The 19,920-nt window shown below is 42.5% G+C and carries 18 protein-coding genes and 4 tRNA genes; 15 read left to right on the top strand and 7 right to left on the bottom strand.

Features of this window, described 5'->3' with window-relative positions:
* Nucleotide 1: 1 nt before the first annotated feature.
* The 5 genes from MHH65_RS19030 to MHH65_RS19010 are packed head-to-tail and all read right to left on the bottom strand — an operon-like array spanning nt 2 to nt 5,455.
* Entirely contained in the window at nt 2-910 is a 909-nt protein-coding gene (locus tag MHH65_RS19030; RefSeq protein ID WP_098677378.1) for an isochorismatase family protein, read from the bottom strand.
* A gap of 18 nt (nt 911-928) precedes the next feature.
* Nucleotides 929-2,548: a (2,3-dihydroxybenzoyl)adenylate synthase gene (locus tag MHH65_RS19025; RefSeq protein ID WP_098677379.1), complete on the bottom strand. Its 1,620-nt coding sequence runs from the start codon at nt 2,546-2,548 to the stop codon at nt 929-931.
* Between the two features lie 27 nt (nt 2,549-2,575).
* Nucleotides 2,576-3,754, bottom strand: coding sequence for an isochorismate synthase DhbC (gene dhbC / locus MHH65_RS19020; protein ID WP_098677380.1), 1,179 nt, complete (start codon nt 3,752-3,754; stop codon nt 2,576-2,578).
* A gap of 26 nt (nt 3,755-3,780) precedes the next feature.
* Nucleotides 3,781-4,566 (bottom strand): 2,3-dihydro-2,3-dihydroxybenzoate dehydrogenase, encoded by a 786-nt coding sequence (locus MHH65_RS19015; RefSeq protein ID WP_098677381.1) that lies wholly within the window; start codon nt 4,564-4,566, stop codon nt 3,781-3,783.
* Nucleotides 4,567-4,570: 4 nt separating this feature from the next.
* Entirely contained in the window at nt 4,571-5,455 is an 885-nt protein-coding gene (locus MHH65_RS19010; RefSeq protein WP_098677382.1) for an alpha/beta hydrolase-fold protein, read from the bottom strand.
* 534 nt (nt 5,456-5,989) lie between these two features.
* Here MHH65_RS19010 and MHH65_RS19005 point away from each other — a divergent pair.
* Nucleotides 5,990-6,208: a hypothetical protein gene (locus MHH65_RS19005; protein WP_024424038.1), complete on the top strand. Its 219-nt coding sequence runs from the start codon at nt 5,990-5,992 to the stop codon at nt 6,206-6,208.
* Between the two features lie 161 nt (nt 6,209-6,369).
* Here MHH65_RS19005 and MHH65_RS19000 read toward each other — a convergent pair whose 3' ends face one another.
* Entirely contained in the window at nt 6,370-7,227 is an 858-nt protein-coding gene (locus MHH65_RS19000) for a hypothetical protein (protein WP_041118427.1), read from the bottom strand.
* A gap of 109 nt (nt 7,228-7,336) precedes the next feature.
* On the opposite strand from MHH65_RS19000, the gene MHH65_RS18995 reads away from it, so the two are divergent.
* The 6 genes from MHH65_RS18995 to MHH65_RS18970 all read left to right on the top strand — a co-directional run bounded on the left by MHH65_RS18995 (nt 7,337) and on the right by MHH65_RS18970 (nt 13,492).
* On the top strand, nt 7,337-8,293 hold the full coding sequence (locus MHH65_RS18995) for a DUF4885 family protein (RefSeq protein WP_335350976.1): 957 nt from the start codon (nt 7,337-7,339) through the stop codon (nt 8,291-8,293).
* Nucleotides 8,294-8,545: 252 nt separating this feature from the next.
* Nucleotides 8,546-9,910 (top strand): replicative DNA helicase, encoded by a 1,365-nt coding sequence (dnaB, locus tag MHH65_RS18990; RefSeq protein ID WP_003214779.1) that lies wholly within the window; start codon nt 8,546-8,548, stop codon nt 9,908-9,910.
* A gap of 129 nt (nt 9,911-10,039) precedes the next feature.
* On the top strand, nt 10,040-10,453 hold the full coding sequence (locus MHH65_RS18985; RefSeq protein WP_087978696.1) for a VOC family protein: 414 nt from the start codon (nt 10,040-10,042) through the stop codon (nt 10,451-10,453).
* 255 nt (nt 10,454-10,708) lie between these two features.
* On the top strand, nt 10,709-11,998 hold the full coding sequence (locus tag MHH65_RS18980) for an adenylosuccinate synthase (RefSeq protein ID WP_034283601.1): 1,290 nt from the start codon (nt 10,709-10,711) through the stop codon (nt 11,996-11,998).
* A gap of 137 nt (nt 11,999-12,135) precedes the next feature.
* A complete protein-coding gene (locus tag MHH65_RS18975; protein WP_098677385.1) occupies nt 12,136-13,269 on the top strand; it encodes a DUF418 domain-containing protein in 1,134 nt (377 codons plus the stop codon).
* Nucleotides 13,270-13,282: 13 nt separating this feature from the next.
* A complete protein-coding gene (locus tag MHH65_RS18970) occupies nt 13,283-13,492 on the top strand; it encodes a hypothetical protein (RefSeq protein ID WP_034283597.1) in 210 nt (69 codons plus the stop codon).
* A gap of 28 nt (nt 13,493-13,520) precedes the next feature.
* Here the strand turns inward: MHH65_RS18970 and MHH65_RS18965 are convergent, their stop codons facing one another.
* A complete protein-coding gene (locus MHH65_RS18965; protein WP_034283595.1) occupies nt 13,521-14,045 on the bottom strand; it encodes a peroxiredoxin family protein in 525 nt (174 codons plus the stop codon).
* Between the two features lie 342 nt (nt 14,046-14,387).
* Here MHH65_RS18965 and MHH65_RS18960 point away from each other — a divergent pair.
* The 8 genes from MHH65_RS18960 to yycI all read left to right on the top strand — a co-directional run bounded on the left by MHH65_RS18960 (nt 14,388) and on the right by yycI (nt 19,920).
* Nucleotides 14,388-14,463, top strand: a tRNA-Lys gene (locus tag MHH65_RS18960).
* Between the two features lie 6 nt (nt 14,464-14,469).
* A tRNA-Glu gene (locus MHH65_RS18955) sits at nt 14,470-14,541 on the top strand.
* Between the two features lie 82 nt (nt 14,542-14,623).
* Nucleotides 14,624-14,700 (top strand) — tRNA-Asp (locus MHH65_RS18950).
* A gap of 27 nt (nt 14,701-14,727) precedes the next feature.
* Nucleotides 14,728-14,800 (top strand) — tRNA-Phe (locus tag MHH65_RS18945).
* Nucleotides 14,801-15,147: 347 nt separating this feature from the next.
* Nucleotides 15,148-15,855: a response regulator YycF gene (gene yycF / locus MHH65_RS18940; RefSeq protein WP_024424030.1), complete on the top strand. Its 708-nt coding sequence runs from the start codon at nt 15,148-15,150 to the stop codon at nt 15,853-15,855.
* Between the two features lie 7 nt (nt 15,856-15,862).
* Complete coding sequence (gene walK, locus MHH65_RS18935; protein WP_024424029.1) at nt 15,863-17,701, top strand: cell wall metabolism sensor histidine kinase WalK; 1,839 nt, start codon at nt 15,863-15,865, stop codon at nt 17,699-17,701.
* Nucleotides 17,691-19,070: a two-component system activity regulator YycH gene (gene yycH / locus MHH65_RS18930; protein ID WP_034283594.1), complete on the top strand. Its 1,380-nt coding sequence runs from the start codon at nt 17,691-17,693 to the stop codon at nt 19,068-19,070. The genes walK and yycH overlap by 11 nt, the downstream gene beginning before the upstream one ends.
* Nucleotides 19,057-19,920 carry a two-component system regulatory protein YycI gene (yycI, locus tag MHH65_RS18925; protein WP_034283591.1) on the top strand — a complete coding sequence of 288 codons (864 nt, stop codon included), beginning with the start codon at nt 19,057-19,059 and terminating at the stop codon, nt 19,918-19,920. The genes yycH and yycI overlap by 14 nt, the downstream gene beginning before the upstream one ends.

Raw genomic sequence — 19,920 nt, 5'->3', positions numbered from 1 at the left:
TTTACAAGTAATCGATATTTGGGATAGATGGCTGCTTTTCTGGGAAAAGAAGAGTCCGCCAATGAGCGAGCGTTGGATTTGCGGCAAGCTCAACGAAATTAACTGTCGCTCCTTGCTGTCTCCACTTTTCCGCTAGGCTCATCATTCTAATAGAATCAAGTCCAAGGTAGACAAGATTCTCGTCAAGCGGTATTTCATTTGGCTCGATTTGGAGATACTCAGCTACTTGGTGAACGATGGCCTCAAAGGATAAATCATCACTGTTTGCTTCTTTTCCTGTTAAACGACTGATGATTTGGTTTGTCGTTGTGGTGACTGCACAGCGTTCAGCTGCATAGGTCATGGCCATTTTGTGATGTTTCAGTGAAAAGTCAGCGACGGCATCGGCTACAAAAAAGGTTTCAATATCGAGCATGAATGCTTCTGCGGCTGTCAGCATACAGCCAATATGTGCATATACGCCAGTAATGATCAGTTGATCACGCCCGCCTTCTTGAAGGATATCCAAAAAATTAGATTTCTTGAATGCGCTATAACGCCATTTTGTCAGCATTGTATCTGCTTCAGATGGAGCAAGCTGATCAATGATTTTTGTCAATGCTTCATCATCACCAAGTCCAGGTCCCCAAAAATCTGTTAATAAGGCACGATCCTTCGGGTCTTGGTCACCAGGTTGCGCTGTATAGACGACGGGGATTCCAAGTTCATTGCATGTATCACGTAATTGTTGAATATGCTGCACTAACTCTGTGATCGGTGATGTATCTTGTTGAAATGCATTTAAAAAATATTGCTGCATGTCATGTATCAGCAGAACAGCACGTTTCGGATCTGGTATCCAGTTCACTTTATTTTCGGGTAAATCTTGTGTGCTTGGCATTGGATATGCAGGAATAGTAGGGATTGCCATGGTTTTCACTCCTCTTTTTTATACGTTGGCAGTATGGGTTGCAGCTAATTCTCTTAATGCTTTTTTACTGACTTTGCCTACACCTGTTTGCGGGAACGCATCGATCCATTCAATGCGGTCGGGAATTTTAAAGGCTGCGAGCCCGCGTTCTCTTAGAAATGATTTTAAGACGTGCGGTGCTGGTTTGTTGTTTCCTTTCGCGATAACAAAGGCACATGAGCGTTCGCCAAGAAATGGATCTGGCATAGACACCATGGCGGCATCATGAATGTCAGGATGCGCAAGTAAATGGTTTTCAACTTCTTCAGCGGCAACTTTTTCGCCGCCACGATTGATTTGATCCTTGTCTCTGCCTTCTACAACAACATTTCCTTCTTTGGTTAATCGCACGATGTCACCTGTTCTGTAAAAGCCATCGGGTGTAAATGCTTTTTTGTTTTGTTCATCGGCTTTATAGTAGCCGCGAATCGTATAAGGTCCTCTTGTTAAAAGATGTCCAGCCACTTCATGCGGGACGGGCTTGTCCTCATCATCTACCACTAGTACCTCATCATATTCAGACATTGGGCGTCCTTGTGTATGAATAATGACATGTTCAGGATCATCTAATCTGGTATAGTTGACCAGACCTTCTGCCATGCCAAAAACTTGCTGTAACCTACATCCAAGTGTAGGCATCACTCGTTTTGCTGCCTCAGCACTGAATTTAGCACCACCGACTTGTAAGACTTCAAGACTCGATAAGTCATCTGACCGATGAGGAGCGGCCTCTAGCCAAATCAATGCAATTGGTGGAACGACAGCGGTAATGGTCGCCCGTTCTTTTTCAATGAGTGGAAAGACGACATCAGGGCTTGATCCAGGTGCAAGAACGACACTTCCGCCTGCGTATAACGTCCCAAGGACGCCAGGCGAGCTTAATGGATAGTTGTGCGCAACTGGAAGTGCAGCTAGATACACACTTTCTTGTGTGAGCTCGCACACCTCATTGCTTTTCCAAAGACTATAAATATAGTCATCATGCGTGCGAGGAATAAGCTTTGAAAGGCCTGTGCTGCCTCCAGATAACTGAAGAAATGCAATATCGCTTGCCTCTACATGAATTTGGGGATCAAGTGCTGGGTCCTTGCGCAGATCATCCAAGTCAAGGAATTCCTCAGCTTCCCCTGCAACAATGACATGAGGTAACGAGGGAAGCTTTTCTTTCACTTGACGTGCGAGTGATCGATAATCAAAGCCGCCATCGATATCTGGTATGACATATGCGTCTGCTTCGGCAAACTCAATAAAATAAGTGATTTCACTGCTTCTATGAGATGGCAGCGAGAAGACGGGTAAAGCACCGATTCGAAATAAAGCAAAAATGACTTCAAAAAAAGCAGGAATGTTAGGAAGCTGTACGACAACCCGACTTCCCTTTTGAATTCCAAGCTGATGGAAACCTGCGGCAAGACTGCTGACACGCTGATCAAGTTCTTGGTAGCTTATGTGCGTATCAGCGTATGTAATGGCTGTTTTATTTCCTAACGATGCGGCGCGTTCACGAAGCATACCGCCAAAGGTTTCCCCACGCCAACAGCCGTTTTCACGGTAGCGTTTTGCAAATTCTTCTGGCCATGTAGGTGGTTGAACAAACATGTTTTTGTCATCTCCTATTTATTTTTATCACTGATGGATGCCCATCGCGTGAAGCATCGTGTTGAATTTTGCAGATGTTTCAGCTAACTCTTCTTCTGCCTTTGATCCTTTGACCACTCCTGCACCAGCAAAGAGACGCAGGGAGTGACCCTCAGCTTCTGCACAACGAATGGTGACAATCCAATCACCATCACCATTTGCATCTGCCCAACCGATCATTCCTGTGAAAAATCCTCGATCGAAGGGTTCAATCGCTTCAATGGCTTCACGTGCATCTGCTGTAGGTGTTCCGCATACTGCGGGTGTTGGATGAAGGCTAAGCGCCAAATCAATTGAGGACACACCGGAATCTATTAAGTCACCTTTGACCACAGTAGATAAATGCCACATCGTTTCTGTTTGTATGACGGATGGGGATGCAGGCACATCTAGTGTATGACAGTATGGAGTAAGCGCTTTAGTGACAGCTTCAACAACCACTGCGTGCTCGTGTAAATCCTTCGCTGAGGTAAGGAGTTCATCGCGGCGGCGCTGGTCTTCTATTGGATCCGAACTGCGCGGCCGGGAACCAGCGAGTGGATTGGAAATCACAGATGAACCGGTTTTAGAAAGGAGCAGCTCAGGGCTTGCCCCAAGAAGTGTGCGCTTTTGGGAAGCCTTCGGATCAGCTACATTTGCAGCAAACGTATAGCCAGTCGTATTATGACGAGCCAGTCGTTCGAGTATTGTTTTCGTAGGAATGTCTTGATTTGATTTGAGATGGAGAGATCGAGAGAGTACGATTTTGCTAAGCTCTCCGTTCTCAATTTTAGCTAATCCTTCGTTCACACCATTCATGTAGACCTCTGGAGCGGGGACAGGTGTCACCTCATAGGATGGCGATGCCGCTTCTGACTCCTCATCACCTTGTTGAAATTCGAGTGGATCACTAAACTGTACATGGACTGGTACATTTAAACGAACGGGCTGCGCCGGATCAAATGGGACAGCACCAGCCACAATCGGTGTTTGAATTCCAGCTTGTTTGGCATCTTCAAATACGTGCGCTACCCTTGTGGATAGTTCATTTAGCTGATTGGTTTCAATATGCTGGAAAATCCCTTCGGCAAGTATCGTGCGTTTAGGTGAAGCAAGAAAAAAAGCGCCTGGCTGATAGTCTTGAAGCAATTGTACTTTTTCTTCGGACGACAATAATGAATGTTTCATGAAAAGGCCTCCTTTTAAATGTAATGCTAGATTCCGAGTGTTGCGCCGCCATCGATCGTGAGATTCTGCATCGTAATATGACTGGATTGCTCAGATGCAAAGAAAATGACTGCATCAGCGATATTTTGAGGATCAGCGATTTTTTGTAAAGGAATACCGGTTTTATACGTCTCTAGTGAACCTTTAATCACCTGATTTTCTCCTTGTTTATCAGGCCATAAAGCCCATTGCATAGGTGTTGCGGTAGACCCAGGAGAGACGACGTTGCACCTGATTCCATAGGAAGCCAGTTCTAATCCAAGCGTTTTTGTAAATGAAGTGGCTGCTGCTTTTGAAGCGGCATAGGCAGCCATATTCATTCTAGGAATGGCACCTGCGTTAGAGCTGACGGTCACAATGACCCCTTCTGATCTTTTCATCATGTATTTGGAGACAGCTTGAGATACGTAAAAGACACCATGTGTGTTGACTGCGAAAGTTTGTTGCCAGTCATCTGCACTAAGCTGGTCAATAGAACCCATTCGAAGAATGCCTGCTACATTGACCAGTAAATAAATGGGGCCAAGCTGCTTTTCAATTTGATCGACAATGTGCTGAACAGATGCTTGATCGGTAATGTCACCTGGATAGGCAAAGGCACGTATGCCTTCATCATTCATTTGCTGGACGGTGCTTTGCAGCTGATCTTCTTTTACGTCAACTGCTGCAATAATCGCACCTTCTTCGGCTAGTCTTTTTGCGACTGCTTGTCCAATACCCTGTCCTGCGCCTGTGACAAGGACAACTTTTTGAGATAGACCACTGTGTTTCATGTGTTCACTGCCTTTCCTTCATGTCTGTGGTTGTAAAAGGATCATCATGATAGAGTGCAAATCGAAAAGCGTCATTCATCAGCACCGGTAAAACGGACGTATGTCCTTCTTTAGGGAATTCGTGATAGGCTGTATGCAAGCCATATGGGGATAAGGGCAGCATACGATTTGCTAGTGAATTTGCATGATCATTCATTTGACACGGATGATGTTTTTCTAACTCACCTACACCTACAAGCAGCCTGACATCCATAGGCATCTGACGTATATGGCTGGTGAACTGGCGTTCTTTTTCTAGAAATAATTTTTTGTTCCAGTGGATAGAAGGACTGCCTGCAATATATGTTTGATAAACATCAGGGTGCTCAAATAGTGTGTGTAATACAAAAAGACCGCCAAGAGAGTGCCCAAATAGTGTTTGACGACTCTGGTTGATCGGAAACCGCTGCTCGATATAAGGCTTTACAATCTTTTCTAAAAAAGAAAAGAACGCAGAGGCCCCGCCATATGTATGGTTGGAGAAGTCCTTTCTTTTGCCACCAATGGAAGCGTCAGGGCCGGTTAGAGTGAGATCATAATGCCTGAGCGGATGATAGGGCGCTTCTGTCTGATAGCCAATTCCAACAATGATGGCAGGTACAACACCTGTTTTTTCGGGTCTTCTTGACTGTAAACGAATGGCTTCGACCATTGTGCCAAAAAGTGAATTCCCATCAAGCACGTACATGACTGGAAAACCAGCCGCTGGAGGAGTAGTAGTCGGTTTAAATATAAAAAGTCTGTATGGGTGTGCTGTGATATCCAGTTGCTCCGTCCCGGGTATAAAAAAAGGACGGCTTTCTCCGAAAAGAGAATCCTCAGTACCCATTCCTTCAGGGCGTTTGGACATGTGTAAAAAATCCCCTTCCTCAAATTGACTCTCATATGCTGATAAAAGCAGGCTTGCGGATATAGGATGAGTGTAGAGATTGAAGAATGGTCCCTTCAAATGAAAATGATTCTCAATTATCACGCAAGCAAATCAAATGATAATGGTTATCAATTATGAAGTCAAATGTTCATTAAGTGGTGTAATTGATAATTTGATCTAAATTTTCGGAAAATAAAGGACTAAATAACTACCAAATGAATGGAAATAGGGAATGCCGGACTGAGTCATTTAAAAAGAGGAGAAATGCCAAAAGACCTTGACCGTCACGGGATATTTACCATTTTCTTCTGTTTGATTCAGGAATATATATAGGTTTTTCTTCTTCAAATCATTTTGAGGAAAAATAAGTCTATAGACCTTCTTGTATTTTTAGGAAAAAAGAGGAGAATTTTTCGAAAAGCTGGTGAGCATATCTCACAACTTATTCAATCTCATGCGTAAATTCATATACAATTTTCTAAGGAAGACAAGATCGAAGGGAATGTAGGCAGAATGAAAACTCCATTAGGAAAGCTAAGGCTAAAACTGCTTGAACATCAGCTCAAATTGAAAAATACGTTTACAGTGGAAGAATATCAAGAAATGAAGCAATCATTACATGAAATACGGATGACATTTGCGGCCTATGAACAATGGGATTTATACCAGCGGGCCACCGATATGATCACCATCCTCCTCTTTCAACACGCCCTCAAGCAAAACCACCATTAACACTTTCACTTTTTATGAGCATCGTATTTCTTATGAAAGGACGGTGCTGTTTTAAAGTTGGCCAAATATCATATAGCATCAAAAATGCGGAAATGAAAAAAGTAAGGGATGTCCCCTTACTTTTTGATCAATTGGTGTACATGTCTGTAAACACCATTCAATTAGAATCCATCTGTGACATCATATTCGTAACGAATATCGGCTTTGACATTGCTCATAGTAGATCTCGCAGTAGCCTTTGCGTTGTACTTAAAGCTCCATTTTTGAGCCACTCTTAATTGATCTTCCAGAGAAATACGGTAAGAACCACTTGTTGCAGATGAAAAAACGGATTCGTTCCAAATCTTGTTTTCATCAGCCATCAGTTTGTGTGTGACATTTCCTTGGTTAGGCGATTGGGTACTAGTTGTTGAAATCGATTTAACGATTGCATTTTTAGGGATAGAAGAATTGTTCGTTAAATCCATTGTAATGATAGAAGAATCAACTCCTAAAAAATTCAAAGAAGTATTCCCCAGGTTGGTAGCGGTCCCCGTAAAGTTGAATGTACTATTTCCAGATTTAATTCGATCTTGAATGGATACAGTAAAATACATATTTCCTGTATATGTGCCACGAGTTACTTTCACAAAATAAGTTTCTGAAGTTGAAGTAACTTCATCAGTATTGGCAAAAATAAACGGTGTAATTGAATCAGGGTTAATCACCCTACTTCTTTCATCTGAACTTTTCGAATTATACACCTCGATTTTCATCCCTGTATATTGCTTATTATACGAACTTCTGACATAAACTCTTTCACCTTTATTGATCGTAAACTGATAATACGCTTCATTTTCACCTTCAGGTAAGATTGTTGTATCTGGGCGACTATTTTTCCAATATCCCATTGAGCTTGCTGTGTTAGGGCTGTTATTCCCCGTAATCGCTGCTTCTGCTGAATTAGGTGCAAAAAAACTAGTAACAAGCACGAATACCAATGCAGGTAACAAAAAACGTTTGAAGATAGTATTTGTCATATTTTAACCCTCCTTGTAATAATTACTATATCGGATCGAAACTAACAAATTTTAACTGAATTGCCGATATATTTAATAATCACTATTTTTTTAAAAAAGGAGAATCAAAATGAATATTAACTCGTCATACACGGCAGTTGCTTCAAACAATCAGAACCGAATAGACTCTAAAGATCAATCAGCTATTAAAAGTACAAACGAGGTGATGACCGAAGCTGATAGAAGAATGAAAATTTTAGATGAAAAATACCAAAAAATAAATGAACAAAATAAACGATTCAAAGATCCTCATGGTCATATATTTGATAAGTATCGAAATCCAAACTCCCCTTATTTCAGAAATGATTTAACTAAACCGGAAAGAGAGGCGGCTTACTCTATTGAAATTGGATGGGCTAATAGTGGAACAGGAGGACATTTTAATTCTAATGATGCCGCCTTTCGTAATGAAAAACGGTATGACCCTACCCAAGAAAGTGTAGAAAAGAAAATACTCAATCGCCAAAAAGTGAACGAACAAATACAAGATTTATTCTCTAAAAACGGGATATCCCTTCCTAAAAACACAAATCTCACTTTTACCATTGACCCGAACAATTTTAAATTGGTGGTAAGTGGTTCAAAAGACGAAACGCTGATGAAACAAATAGAAGACTTATTAAATACAACCAACAATACAAGAGAATTATTTTTCCATATCATGAAAAGCAGAAATGATGATTCTACTCAATTCACACCGGATTCTCTGGCCAAGTTCCATCTTGTTAATCAAATCAAAACGGTCACAGGCTACAATTTAAAGGATTTAAGCATTGTAAATGGTCAATTTGTAACGGATAACGGAACGAATATTTTTGATCTATACAAAGAAGAACTTCTTAAAAATCCATATACAGCAGAAAATGCGCGCATTGCCGCTTCACATTACGGAGCACAGCTATTCGATCTAGCGAAAAACGGGTTTGATTCCATTCCAGATTTGGTTTTATCTATTGGTTATCAAAACGGTTCTTTACAAGACATTGGGCAAAAAGTGAATTATGGGGTTAAGAAAACGATAGATTAGAAAAACGCATCCGAACATGCCATGTTGGAGCATCGATTACATGTGTGAACGGCAACAAATCGAAATTCCATTAGCGATAACGAAGGACTCTATAACAATTGATGTTACAGAGTCTTTTCTATTGAGATGCGCTGGTTTGCACAAAATATCAACATGGTAATTTTGACTATAGTCGATGTTTTTCACTTTTTTATTGATGAAAATGTTAAAATGATGAGTAGCGTATTTTTTTATGAAAGGACGGTGCTTGGCATGACGGAACTTCTCGATGACCGGCTGCCGCCGCAAAATATAGAAGCCGAGCAGGCCGTATTAGGTGCTGTTTTTTTAGAACCATCTGCGCTAACGCTCGCTTCTGAGGTATTAATTCCAGAGGATTTCTATAGAATGTCGCATCAAAAGATTTACAATGCGATGCTTGTACTTGGCGATAGAGGAGAACCGGTCGATCTTGTCACGGTGACATCTGAGCTTGCCAATACAGATTTACTAGAAGAGGTAGGCGGGATTTCGTATTTAACCGATATTGCGAACTCTGTCCCAACTGCCGCAAACATTGAATACTATGCAAAAATTGTAGAAGAGAAATCCATTTTAAGACGTCTGATCCGTACGGCGACAACCATTGCACAAGATGGGTATACGCGTGAGGATGAAGTAGAGGACCTGCTGAGCGATGCCGAAAAGACCATTATGGAAGTTGCGCAGCGTAAAAACTCAGGAGCCTTTCAAAACATTAAGGACGTTCTTGTTCAAACATACGATAATATTGAACAGCTTCATAACCGTAAAGGCGATATCACAGGGATTCCAACAGGTTTCTCTGAGCTTGACCGGATGACAGCTGGATTCCAGCGAAATGATTTAATCATTGTAGCGGCCCGTCCATCAGTAGGGAAAACCGCCTTCGCATTGAACATTGCCCAAAATGTCGCGACCAAAACGGACGAAAGTGTTGCTATCTTTAGTTTAGAGATGGGTGCTGAGCAGCTCGTTATGCGTATGCTTTGTGCAGAGGGGAATATTAATGCACAAAACCTAAGAACCGGTAATCTGACAGAAGAGGACTGGGGTAAGCTGACAATGGCGATGGGCTCGCTATCAAACAGCGGAATTTTCATTGACGATACACCTGGAATCAGAGTAAGTGAAATTCGCTCGAAATGCCGCCGATTGAAGCAAGAAAATGGTCTTGGCATGATCCTGATTGACTACTTGCAGCTCATTCAAGGAAGCGGGCGATCAAGCGATAACCGTCAGCAGGAGGTTTCTGAAATCTCTAGGGCATTAAAATCGCTGGCAAGGGAGCTTGAAGTTCCGGTTATTGCCTTGTCTCAGCTTTCCCGTGGGGTAGAGCAGCGTCAGGACAAACGTCCGATGATGTCTGATATTCGTGAATCAGGAAGTATCGAGCAGGATGCCGATATCGTGGCATTCCTTTATCGTGATGATTACTATGACAAAGAATCAGAGAATAAGAACATTATCGAAATCATTATTGCCAAACAGCGTAACGGTCCAGTTGGTACAGTATCACTGGCGTTCGTCAAAGAATATAACAAATTCGTCAATCTGGAAAGAAGATTTGATGATGCGGGTGTTCCGCCCGGTGCTTAAAGCCCAGCTGAAGAAGCTGGGCTTTTTTGATTGATCTACATCGAAAGAATGATTGAAAAACCAATCAAAATGAGGAGGAGGGAGAAAAAGAGAGAGCGTATACTAAAAGGAGAAAAGGAGTGAAGACTGATGAAATTTCAACAGTTTGAAGCCGCTCAATTACGTATCGCACGCCCAACCGTCAACATGAAAGAGGTTGTATCCTTTTATGAAGAAGGCTTAGGGCTCAAACGAATAGGCTCATTTGATCAGCATGAAGGGTACGATGGTGTGATGCTCGGGCTGCCTCACCAGCATGTTCATTTAGAAATCACCAAACATGAAGAAGAAGACAGCCTGCCCGTCCCGCATCCAGAACAGCTGCTTGTTTTCTATATTCCAGATGCAGAGGAATTTCAGCAAATGAAAAAGAGATTGCTCTCATTTGGCGGACGGCATGTCACCTCAACGAATCCATACTGGGACCGGGGAGGAGCAACCATTGAAGACCCAGATGGGTATCGAGTTGTGCTGATGAACACAGATGGTATTACACCTGTTTAAAAAAGACGCCCATGGTTGGGGGTCTTTTTTATGTTGATGAACAGCTGGAAACGATAAAAAGTTGTTTTTGCTCGAAAACTCCATTTTTAAGCACTGGAAAAGTGATTAAAGCGCTTTTCTCTATATTTAAAACGAACAAAATTCGATTTCGAGATATTAATGTTCGGATTTCACGTTGACTTTTTCGGTGTGCATTGATAAAATAAATGTGTTTGAAAGAGATAACGTTTTGAAAGGTTAACGGAGGTGCACGATATGTCTTCAGTAGTCGTAGTAGGTACGCAGTGGGGTGACGAAGGGAAAGGGAAAATTACCGATTTCCTTTCAGAAAATGCAGAGGTGATTGCCCGTTATCAAGGGGGAAACAATGCAGGTCACACGATCAAATTTGATGGAGTGACTTATAAGCTACACCTCATTCCATCCGGTATTTTTTATAAAGAGAAAACTTGTGTCATCGGTAATGGAATGGTGGTTGATCCTAAAGCGTTGGTCACTGAGCTTGCGTATCTTCACGAACGGAATGTGAGTACAGATAACCTCAGAATCAGCAATAGAGCCCATGTTATTCTGCCTTACCATTTAAAATTGGACGAGGTAGAAGAGGAGCGGAAAGGGGCTAACAAGATCGGCACGACGAAAAAAGGAATCGGGCCAGCTTATATGGACAAAGCAGCCCGCATCGGTATCCGCGTCGCAGATCTATTAGATCGTGAAGTATTTGAAGAGAAGCTTGCACGTAATCTAGAAGAGAAAAATCGTCTTTTAGAGAAAATGTATGACACAGAAGGCTTCAAGATTGAAGATATTTTAGATGAGTATTATGAATATGGCCAGCAAGTGAAAAAATATGTCGTAGACACATCTGTTGTTTTGAATGATGCACTAGATGAAGGCCGCCGCGTGTTATTTGAAGGCGCACAAGGGGTCATGCTTGATATCGATCAAGGGACATACCCATTTGTGACGTCATCTAACCCAGTAGCTGGAGGCGTAACGATTGGTTCTGGCGTAGGACCAACGAAAATTCAACATGTGGTTGGCGTGTCAAAAGCGTACACTACACGTGTTGGAGATGGCCCATTCCCGACAGAACTTCATGATGAAATTGGCGATCAAATTCGTGAGGTTGGCCGTGAATACGGTACGACAACTGGACGCCCGCGCCGTGTTGGCTGGTTTGACAGTGTTGTTGTCCGTCATGCGCGCCGTGTGAGCGGAATTACAGATTTATCTCTTAACTCCATCGACGTACTGACAGGGATTGAGAAATTGAAAATCTGTGTCGCTTATAAATTGAATGGAGAAATCACAGAGGAATTCCCAGCAAGCCTAAATGAATTAGCGAAATGTGAGCCTGTCTACGAAGAAATGCCAGGATGGACAGAGGATATTACAGGCGTGAAGAACTTAAGTGAGCTGCCTGCAAATGCCCGCCATTATTTAGAGCGCATTTCACAATTAACAGGTATTCCACTTTCCATTTTCTCAGTCGGACCAGATCGTTCACAAACGAACGTTGTCCGCAGCGTGTACCGTCCATAAGAATAGATTGATGAAGCGCCAGTAAAATCTCGCATTTTGCTGGTGTTTTTTTGTTTAAATATTCCTTAATTTCACTAGAACGGACTTCCGGTCATTACCAAAATATGATAACTGTATAGGAGGGAAGGAGCGTTCTAGTGAAAGAAAGAATACGATTATTAGATATTTTACGAGGTTTTGCCATACTAGGCACGTTGGGAACGAACGTCTGGTTTTTTGCGTATACAGGGGATACCTTTGCGACAGACCAGATTGCGGATGAATATGAAAATGGCAGTTTTCTTGAAAGTCTTGTCTCTATGTTCGTTTATGGCAAAATGTTATCACTGCTCACAATCATGTTTGGTGTAGGGCTAGAGCTGAAATACCAGCAGGCGAAAAGAAAAAATACGCCTTGGCCGGGTACATATTTGTGGATTCTTTTATTCTTATTTATTGAAGGCTTTGTCCATTATGCTCTAGTGATGGAATATGATGTGCTCATGAGTTACGCTGTCACGGGTTTACTTGTGGCTTATATCGTTCGTGGAGGAAGCAGGCGCATCAAAAAGGGCATGATTTTTTCAGGTGTGATTCATCTGCTTGTCATGTCATGTCTGATGCTGTACTCCCTCTCTGAAATGGAGTCAGCGTCCGATGATCAAAGCGGTGAACCGGCGCTGGAAGAACAGCTGCCAGAGACATGGATCTCGCAGGTTCAAGAACGATTACAATACTTTTTCATGTACCGAGAAGAAGCGATCTTTATCCTTCCAATGAACACATTTCTGTTTTTATTAGGTGTGCGAATGATGAGAGCTGGTGTATTTTATGCAAATGAACGCGGACAATCTCTCCGGCAAATATTGTTCCGAATCGGACTGTGGGTTGGTCTGCCGCTGAATGCACTAGTCTTCGTTCCGAACGATCTAGTGGAATTTGTGGTGCGCTACGTCTTTTCACCATTCCTCTCTATTTTCTATATAGCTGTCATTGCGAAGCTCCTCGCACGTAAGGAGCCATGGTTCATATGGACTTGGTTTGAATATGTAGGGAAAATGGCGCTTAGCTGCTACATCCTGCAAAATGTCATCTGCTCCATTCTTTTTTATAGCTGGGGATTTGGTCTTGGCGGTCAAATCAATGCGCCCCTGATTGTGTTGGCATGGCTGTTGACTTCACTTCTGCAAATCGCGATTTCAGCAGTTTGCCTAAAGGTTTGGAGAATTGGACCAATGGAATATATCCGTTCACGGGCACTTCGCAGGGTGACGATGAAACAAGCATCATAAAGGGGAGAGCACAATGTTTTTTAAAAAAATGACGAAAAGAGAACAAGCGAATACACATAAAGCAGCTGTGCCGGCATTTGTCTTTTATCTTCTGGCATTAGGAGGACATGCGCTGTACGCGTTTTTCCAAGGTGACAGACCACCGGTTACTTTTGTCATTTTAATGGCGGGACTCCTTGTCTTTTTCTCCGCTGACTGGCTATTTAACAAAAAACGTTCATAAAAAAGCCCTCATCACGAGGGCTTTTTCCTTACTTCAGGCTTTTATATTGGCCTTTTAAATTTTTACGGATGTACTGAATGATTTTACGTAGTTCGTTGGCATGCGGTCTGCCAAACGGACTTGTTTGTCTTTGCTGATAGAGCACTTGACCTTTTTCATTTAATAAGAAGTAGGCGGGTTCACCGTGCACCCCGTGATCTTCATATGGGGCATCTTCCCCGTGATAGTGGACTTCATATGCTTTTAATGACGTGAGATCATGGTCATACATGATCGGAAAGGACAGTCCCTCTTTATCCGCAAATGCCTTCAAGTCATCAGGGTTATCCGTTGAAATCGCCATCAAGTGAATATCCTTGTCCTGAAAGTATGACTGCTGCTGTTCAAGCTCTTTTAATTCTTCTACACATACCGGGCACCAAGATCCTCTAAAGAAAACGATCAGGTGCCAGCTTTGATGCTCCTCTAAATGTTTGTCGAAATCAATGTGTTCGCCCTGTATTGTTGGAAGTGAAAAGTTGGGCATTTTATCTCCTAATTTGAATGAACTCATACTGCTTCCTCCTTTTTCAATGACAATGTCACTTGTTTCATGTATAGCCATTTTTGAGCGGCCTGAAACGTGTCTATGTGTTTGAGTAGGCAGAAGACATCCGAAAAGGCCTATCTAATGAAGGCGGTTGCAGAAGTGGGAGCTTTGATAGAAGATATTTAAATCCGACACTTTTTTTAAAAAATGTCGAAAAACGTATTGCCATATGTATTTACTCTATGATATTATAAATCTCGTTGTTGCAAAGGTCTCTGAAACTTGTTAGGATGCGATGTTCCAGCTTTTTTAAAGCGATTGGTTTGGCGCAATACAGCTTCTTCAGATTCACTTTTCACAAGCCGAGAGCCATTAGCTCAGTTGGTAGAGCATCTGACTTTTAATCAGAGGGTCGAAGGTTCGAGTCCTTCATGGCTCACCATGTATTGGCCCGTTGGTCAAGCGGTTAAGACACCGCCCTTTCACGGCGGTAACACGGGTTCGAATCCCGTACGGGTCATTGATTTACTTTAGCGTTAAGCTAATTTTTTCCTCACTTGCTTGAAGGAGCACCACGATTGCTTTTTCGGGCAAGTTACTGAGGTCCGGTAGTTCAGTTGGTTAGAATGCCTGCCTGTCACGCAGGAGGTCGCGGGTTCGAGTCCCGTCCGGACCGCCATTTATACATATTCATCTTTTTGATGATGGCTCGGTAGCTCAGTTGGTAGAGCAACGGACTGAAAATCCGTGTGTCGGCGGTTCGATTCCGTCCCGAGCCACTTCCAAACGCATCTGCAATCGCAGGTGCGTTTTTATTATGAAAAGAAGGCATAAAAAGGGAGAAGCCGGACCTAGGTAGGGCCCGGCTCCATAAGAAGAAGACGTTACATCTATATAGACGTCTGGTGATTGGAAAAGTTTCAATAAAAAAGGAAAAAGTCATCAATTTTTTCGAGCGGCGCCTTCCTATCCAACGTTTACTAGAAAAGAAAGCCGTTATTATTTTTATCTTTGCCTCGTAAAACGTTATAATAGACAGTGAGCCTTTTTTTCATAAATGGAAAAGGTGTAATGATACATGCAAAATGGAATGACATAGATGCTAAAAATGCAGGAGGAAATCACAATGGAAAAAAAGATTCTTGTCGTAGATGATGAAAAACCGATTGCTGATATATTGGAATTTAATTTAAGGAAAGAGGGCTATGAGGTTCATTGTGCATATGATGGAAACGAAGCCCTTGAAATGGTAGAAGAAATCAAGCCGGACATTATTCTGCTCGACATTATGCTGCCGAATAAAGATGGTGTTGAAGTATGCCGTGAAGTGAGAAAGAAATATGATATGCCGATTATCATGCTGACAGCAAAAGACTCTGAAATTGATAAAGTCATCGGCCTTGAGCTTGGCGCAGATGATTATGTGACAAAGCCTTTCAGCACACGTGAGCTGCTTGCCCGTGTGAAAGCGAATTTGAGAAGACAAACCGCTGCTCCGCAGACGGAGGAAGAATCTGAATCAAATGATATTGAGGTTGGATCACTTGTTATTTATCCAGATGCGTATGTGGTGTCTAAGCGCGAGGAAACGATTGAATTGACGCACCGTGAGTTCGAACTGCTTCATTATTTAGCGAAACATATCGGACAAGTCATGACACGTGAGCACTTGCTGCAAACCGTATGGGGCTATGATTACTTCGGAGATGTCCGTACAGTAGACGTCACAGTCCGCCGTCTTCGTGAAAAGATTGAAGACAATCCTAGCCACCCGAGCTGGATCGTGACAAGACGAGGCGTAGGCTACTATTTAAGAAACCCAGAGCAGGACTAAGATTCTTATGAGTAAAGTAGGTTTTTTTCGCTCGATTCACTTCAAATTGACCTTGATTTACGTGCTGCTGATCATCGTCGCCATGCAGATCATTGGCGTGTACTTTGTGAAGCAGCTAGAGCAGTCCTTAATTAATTCATATGATAATTCCTTGAATCAGCGAATCTACTCGTTATCGTATTACCTAGAACAAGATTCATCGAAAAGCAAAGCAGAATTAAAAGAGGATGCTCAAAAGATATTAAACGATTTTAACAACAAAGATGAGTCTAATGAAATCTCTGAAGTCAGCTATATTGACGAAAGCAGAGAGGTCATTGCTTCTGTAAATAACGGCAGCCAAGAGATTGCCGGCAAGAAAATCACTGATCAAATCATTAGCCGTATTTTTGCGGTCGGCAAAGACTATGAGAAAAAATTCTATGACCCTGAGTCAAATAAAAGGGTGCGTATTTCTGCGACAGCCGTAAAAAATGAGAACCAAGAGACCGTTGGTGTGATTTATGTTGTGTCTTCAATGGAAAGTGTGTTTAACCAAATGCGAACCATTAACACCATTTTAGCAACTGGGACACTGATTGCACTTGGGACGACTGCTCTACTTGGTATCTTCATCTTTAGAACGATCACTCATCCTATTTCAGATATGAGAAAGCAGGCGATCGAGCTTGCCAAAGGGAACTTCTCCAGAAAGGTCCGGAAGTATGGACATGACGAGATTGGCCAGCTTGCGACAACCTTTAACCATCTGACGAGAGAGCTGGAGGAAGCTCAGCTGATGACGGAGGGGGAGCGGAAAAAGCTTTCTTCTGTTATTGCCTATATGACGGACGGTGTCATCGCAACGAATCAAAACGGTGCAATTATTCTATTAAACAGCCCTGCATTAGAGCTGTTAAATGTTTCACGTGAAACAGCACTAGAGATGCCGATTACGTCTTTGCTTGGCTTAGAGGAAACTCATACATTTGAAGATTTAGTCGAAAATCAAGATTCTATGCTGATAGAAATTGAACGCGAAGACCAGCTGTCTGTATTGCGTGTGAATTTCTCCGTCATTCAGAAAGAGCATGGGAAAATTGATGGCTTAATTGCGGTCATTTATGACGTCACAGAGCAGGAGAAAATTGATGCTGAACGCCGTGAATTCGTCGCGAACGTATCGCATGAGCTGCGCACACCGCTGACGACGATGCGAAGCTACCTTGAGGCGCTGGCTGAAGGTGCGATTGGTGATAAAGAGCTTGCACCAAGATTCCTCAGTGTCACGCAAAATGAAACTGAGCGGATGATCCGGCTTGTCAATGACCTGCTGCAGCTGTCTAAGTTCGACAGCAAGGATTATCAATTCAACCGTGAGTGGACGAACTTTATCAGGTTTATCTCGCTCGTCATTGATCGTTTTGAAATGACGAAGGAGCAGCATGTCGATTTTATCCGCAACCTGCCGCAGCGTGAAGTATATGTGGAAATCGACCAAGATAAAATTACTCAGGTGCTCGATAATATCATTTCCAATGCCATGAAATACTCACCAGAGGGTGGACACATCACGTTTACCGTCGATCTGGATGAAGAGAAAGGCCTTGTGTTATTCAGCGTGAAAGATGAAGGAATCGGTATTCCGAAGAAGGATATGGATAAAATCTTTGAACGTTTTTATCGGGTGGATAAAGCAAGAACAAGAAAGCTTGGCGGAACCGGCCTCGGTCTTGCGATAGCAAAAGAAATGGTTCAGGCTCATGGCGGAGATATTTGGGCTGACAGCATTGAAGGAAAAGGGACAACGGTGACCTTTACCCTTCCGTACAATGAAGAACAAGAGGATGATTGGGATGAAGCGTGAGACCTTTAAAACCATAATATTGACAATCCTAATTGCGATCAGTCTTGTATTTACGTGGAATATCTGGATGTTCCAGCCCGTCATGCAGGATCAGGCAGATACCGGCACACAGGTCGTGGAAACGAAGAAGATTTCAAGCGACGAGCCTAGAAGTCTCATTGATGTCGTGAAGCCGCGCGAGATGTTCATCCATTCAAATGGGGAGCATTTTAAAGTGGATCAAAAGGAACTCTTTCAAAACTTTTGGAATGATGTGAGCCTTTGGGATGTCAAAGAGATTAACGATGTGTCAGATCAATATTCCGAGCAGAAATTTAAGAATTTCTTCTATGGACGCGAAGGACAAGGGAAGACATTGGATCTTGTGTTCAATGATCCGATTCCGATTGATATTTTCCAAGCGCTCTTTAAATGGCCGAACAAGTCCATTGAATACAACTCGTTTGATCGGATGATCGTGCCGTTCGCCCAGCAGGATAAGGCGAATAAAAAAGTGTATTTGGTCTCATACAGCAAGGAGACGGTGCTTGAGCTGACAATTGAGTCCGCCAATTACCGTAATCTAATGAACAGTATCGCAGCCGCTCAAAACGAGATGCCGCGCTATGATCTTTATACATTCTCAACGAATTCTAAACGAGATTTCCTTCTTCCGAGAAAGCAAAAGCAGCTTGAAGCGAAGATGTTCTTTATCGAAACGATTAAGACAAATAAATTCAAAGACGCTTTGTTTACGGACCCGAGCCTTGTCGGTGAGGAATCTAATTTAAACCGGACGGTGTACACAGATGGCACAAGCCGCCTTGAAGCCAATCAAAAAGACCACCGCATTCAATATCAGCATCGCAATATCAATTCCAGCACTGTTTTCCAAACGGGGGATTTGATTAAGCGAAGCGTGAAATATTTCAATGATACGGGAAGCTTTACTGATGACTATCAATATTTTGGCATCAACAGCAACCAGCAGCTGTCCTTTAATATGTTTATGGACGGTCTGCCGATCGTGAACAGTACAAAGCATCCATTTGGGATGACCTCTCTTGAAGTACAATGGGCGAATGATGACATTTTGAATTACAAGCGCCCAAACTATATTCTTGGCAATAAAGCGAGTCAAAGTGAACAGGTCAAGCTGATGAACGGGACAGAGCTGAAGGACTTGATCATCAAGCAGACGAAATATGATGATCTGGAGAAAATTGAACAGATTTTCCCTGCATATCAAGCTGCTTCAACTGCTTCAGATCAAGATCAAGCAATGTTTGTCTGGCTGGAGCCTGTATGGTGCATGAAATATAACGGCAAAACCGTGATTCTATCGAATGATCTTTTGACAGAGGGGAGCGAGAATCATGGAGTGGAATAAGACCAAAACGATCTTTATCCTAGCCTTTCTCATTCTCGATATCTTTCTAGGTTTTCAATACTTTGAAAAACGGTCAACCGATCATTTTGCGATTATCGAAAAAACGGATACGCTGGAAGAAATGAAGGCAGACGGGATCAAATATGGCAATCTATCAGATGAAGCGAAGATTGGATACCGCATTACAGCTGAAAAGAAGCAATATACGAAAAAGGATGTCGACGGATTAGCTGATCAAAAGGCGAAAAGCACATTCCCGAAAACAGACAAAGATGATCCTGTCACGCTGCTTGAAATGACCTTCAACAAGCCAGTTGCCTTGCCGAAAAAGGATATCAAAACAGCGGCGACGAACCTTGTGAACCAGCGTTTGCTGGATGGGAAGAATTATAAGCTGTGGAGTATAGATGAAGAGACAGGGAAAATCGTCTTTTTCCAAACGTATAAAGGGAAATACATCTTCCAAGAAGGCCTTGATGACACCGAAACCATCGGGCAAATCACCTTAAATCTCAACGATCAAAACGAAATCGTCTCATATCAGCAATCAATGGTGACATCGATTAATGAAGTGAGAAAAGAAACCCTTGTCCCGGCACTTGAAACCGTGAAGGACTTATATACGCAAAATATGCTGAGCCAAAACACGACCGTGAAAAAGGTAGAGCTTGGCTACTATACGCAATACCCGGGGGCAAGCACGCAAGTCATGGTACCTGTATGGCGGGTGGAGCTTGAAGGCGTATCAGCAGGTTCAAAGAAAAAGACAGAAGAAGAATATTTGATCAATGCCATTGATGGCTCAACACTTGATCATATAGAGAAAGATGACAAATCTTCAATGGAGTGA

Source organism: Bacillus sp. FSL L8-0654 (assembly GCF_038629965.1).
GTDB lineage: Bacteria > Bacillota > Bacilli > Bacillales > Bacillaceae > Bacillus > Bacillus safensis.
Note: the sequence above shows the minus strand (reverse complement) of the source record. Positions and strands in the feature narration are given on the sequence as shown.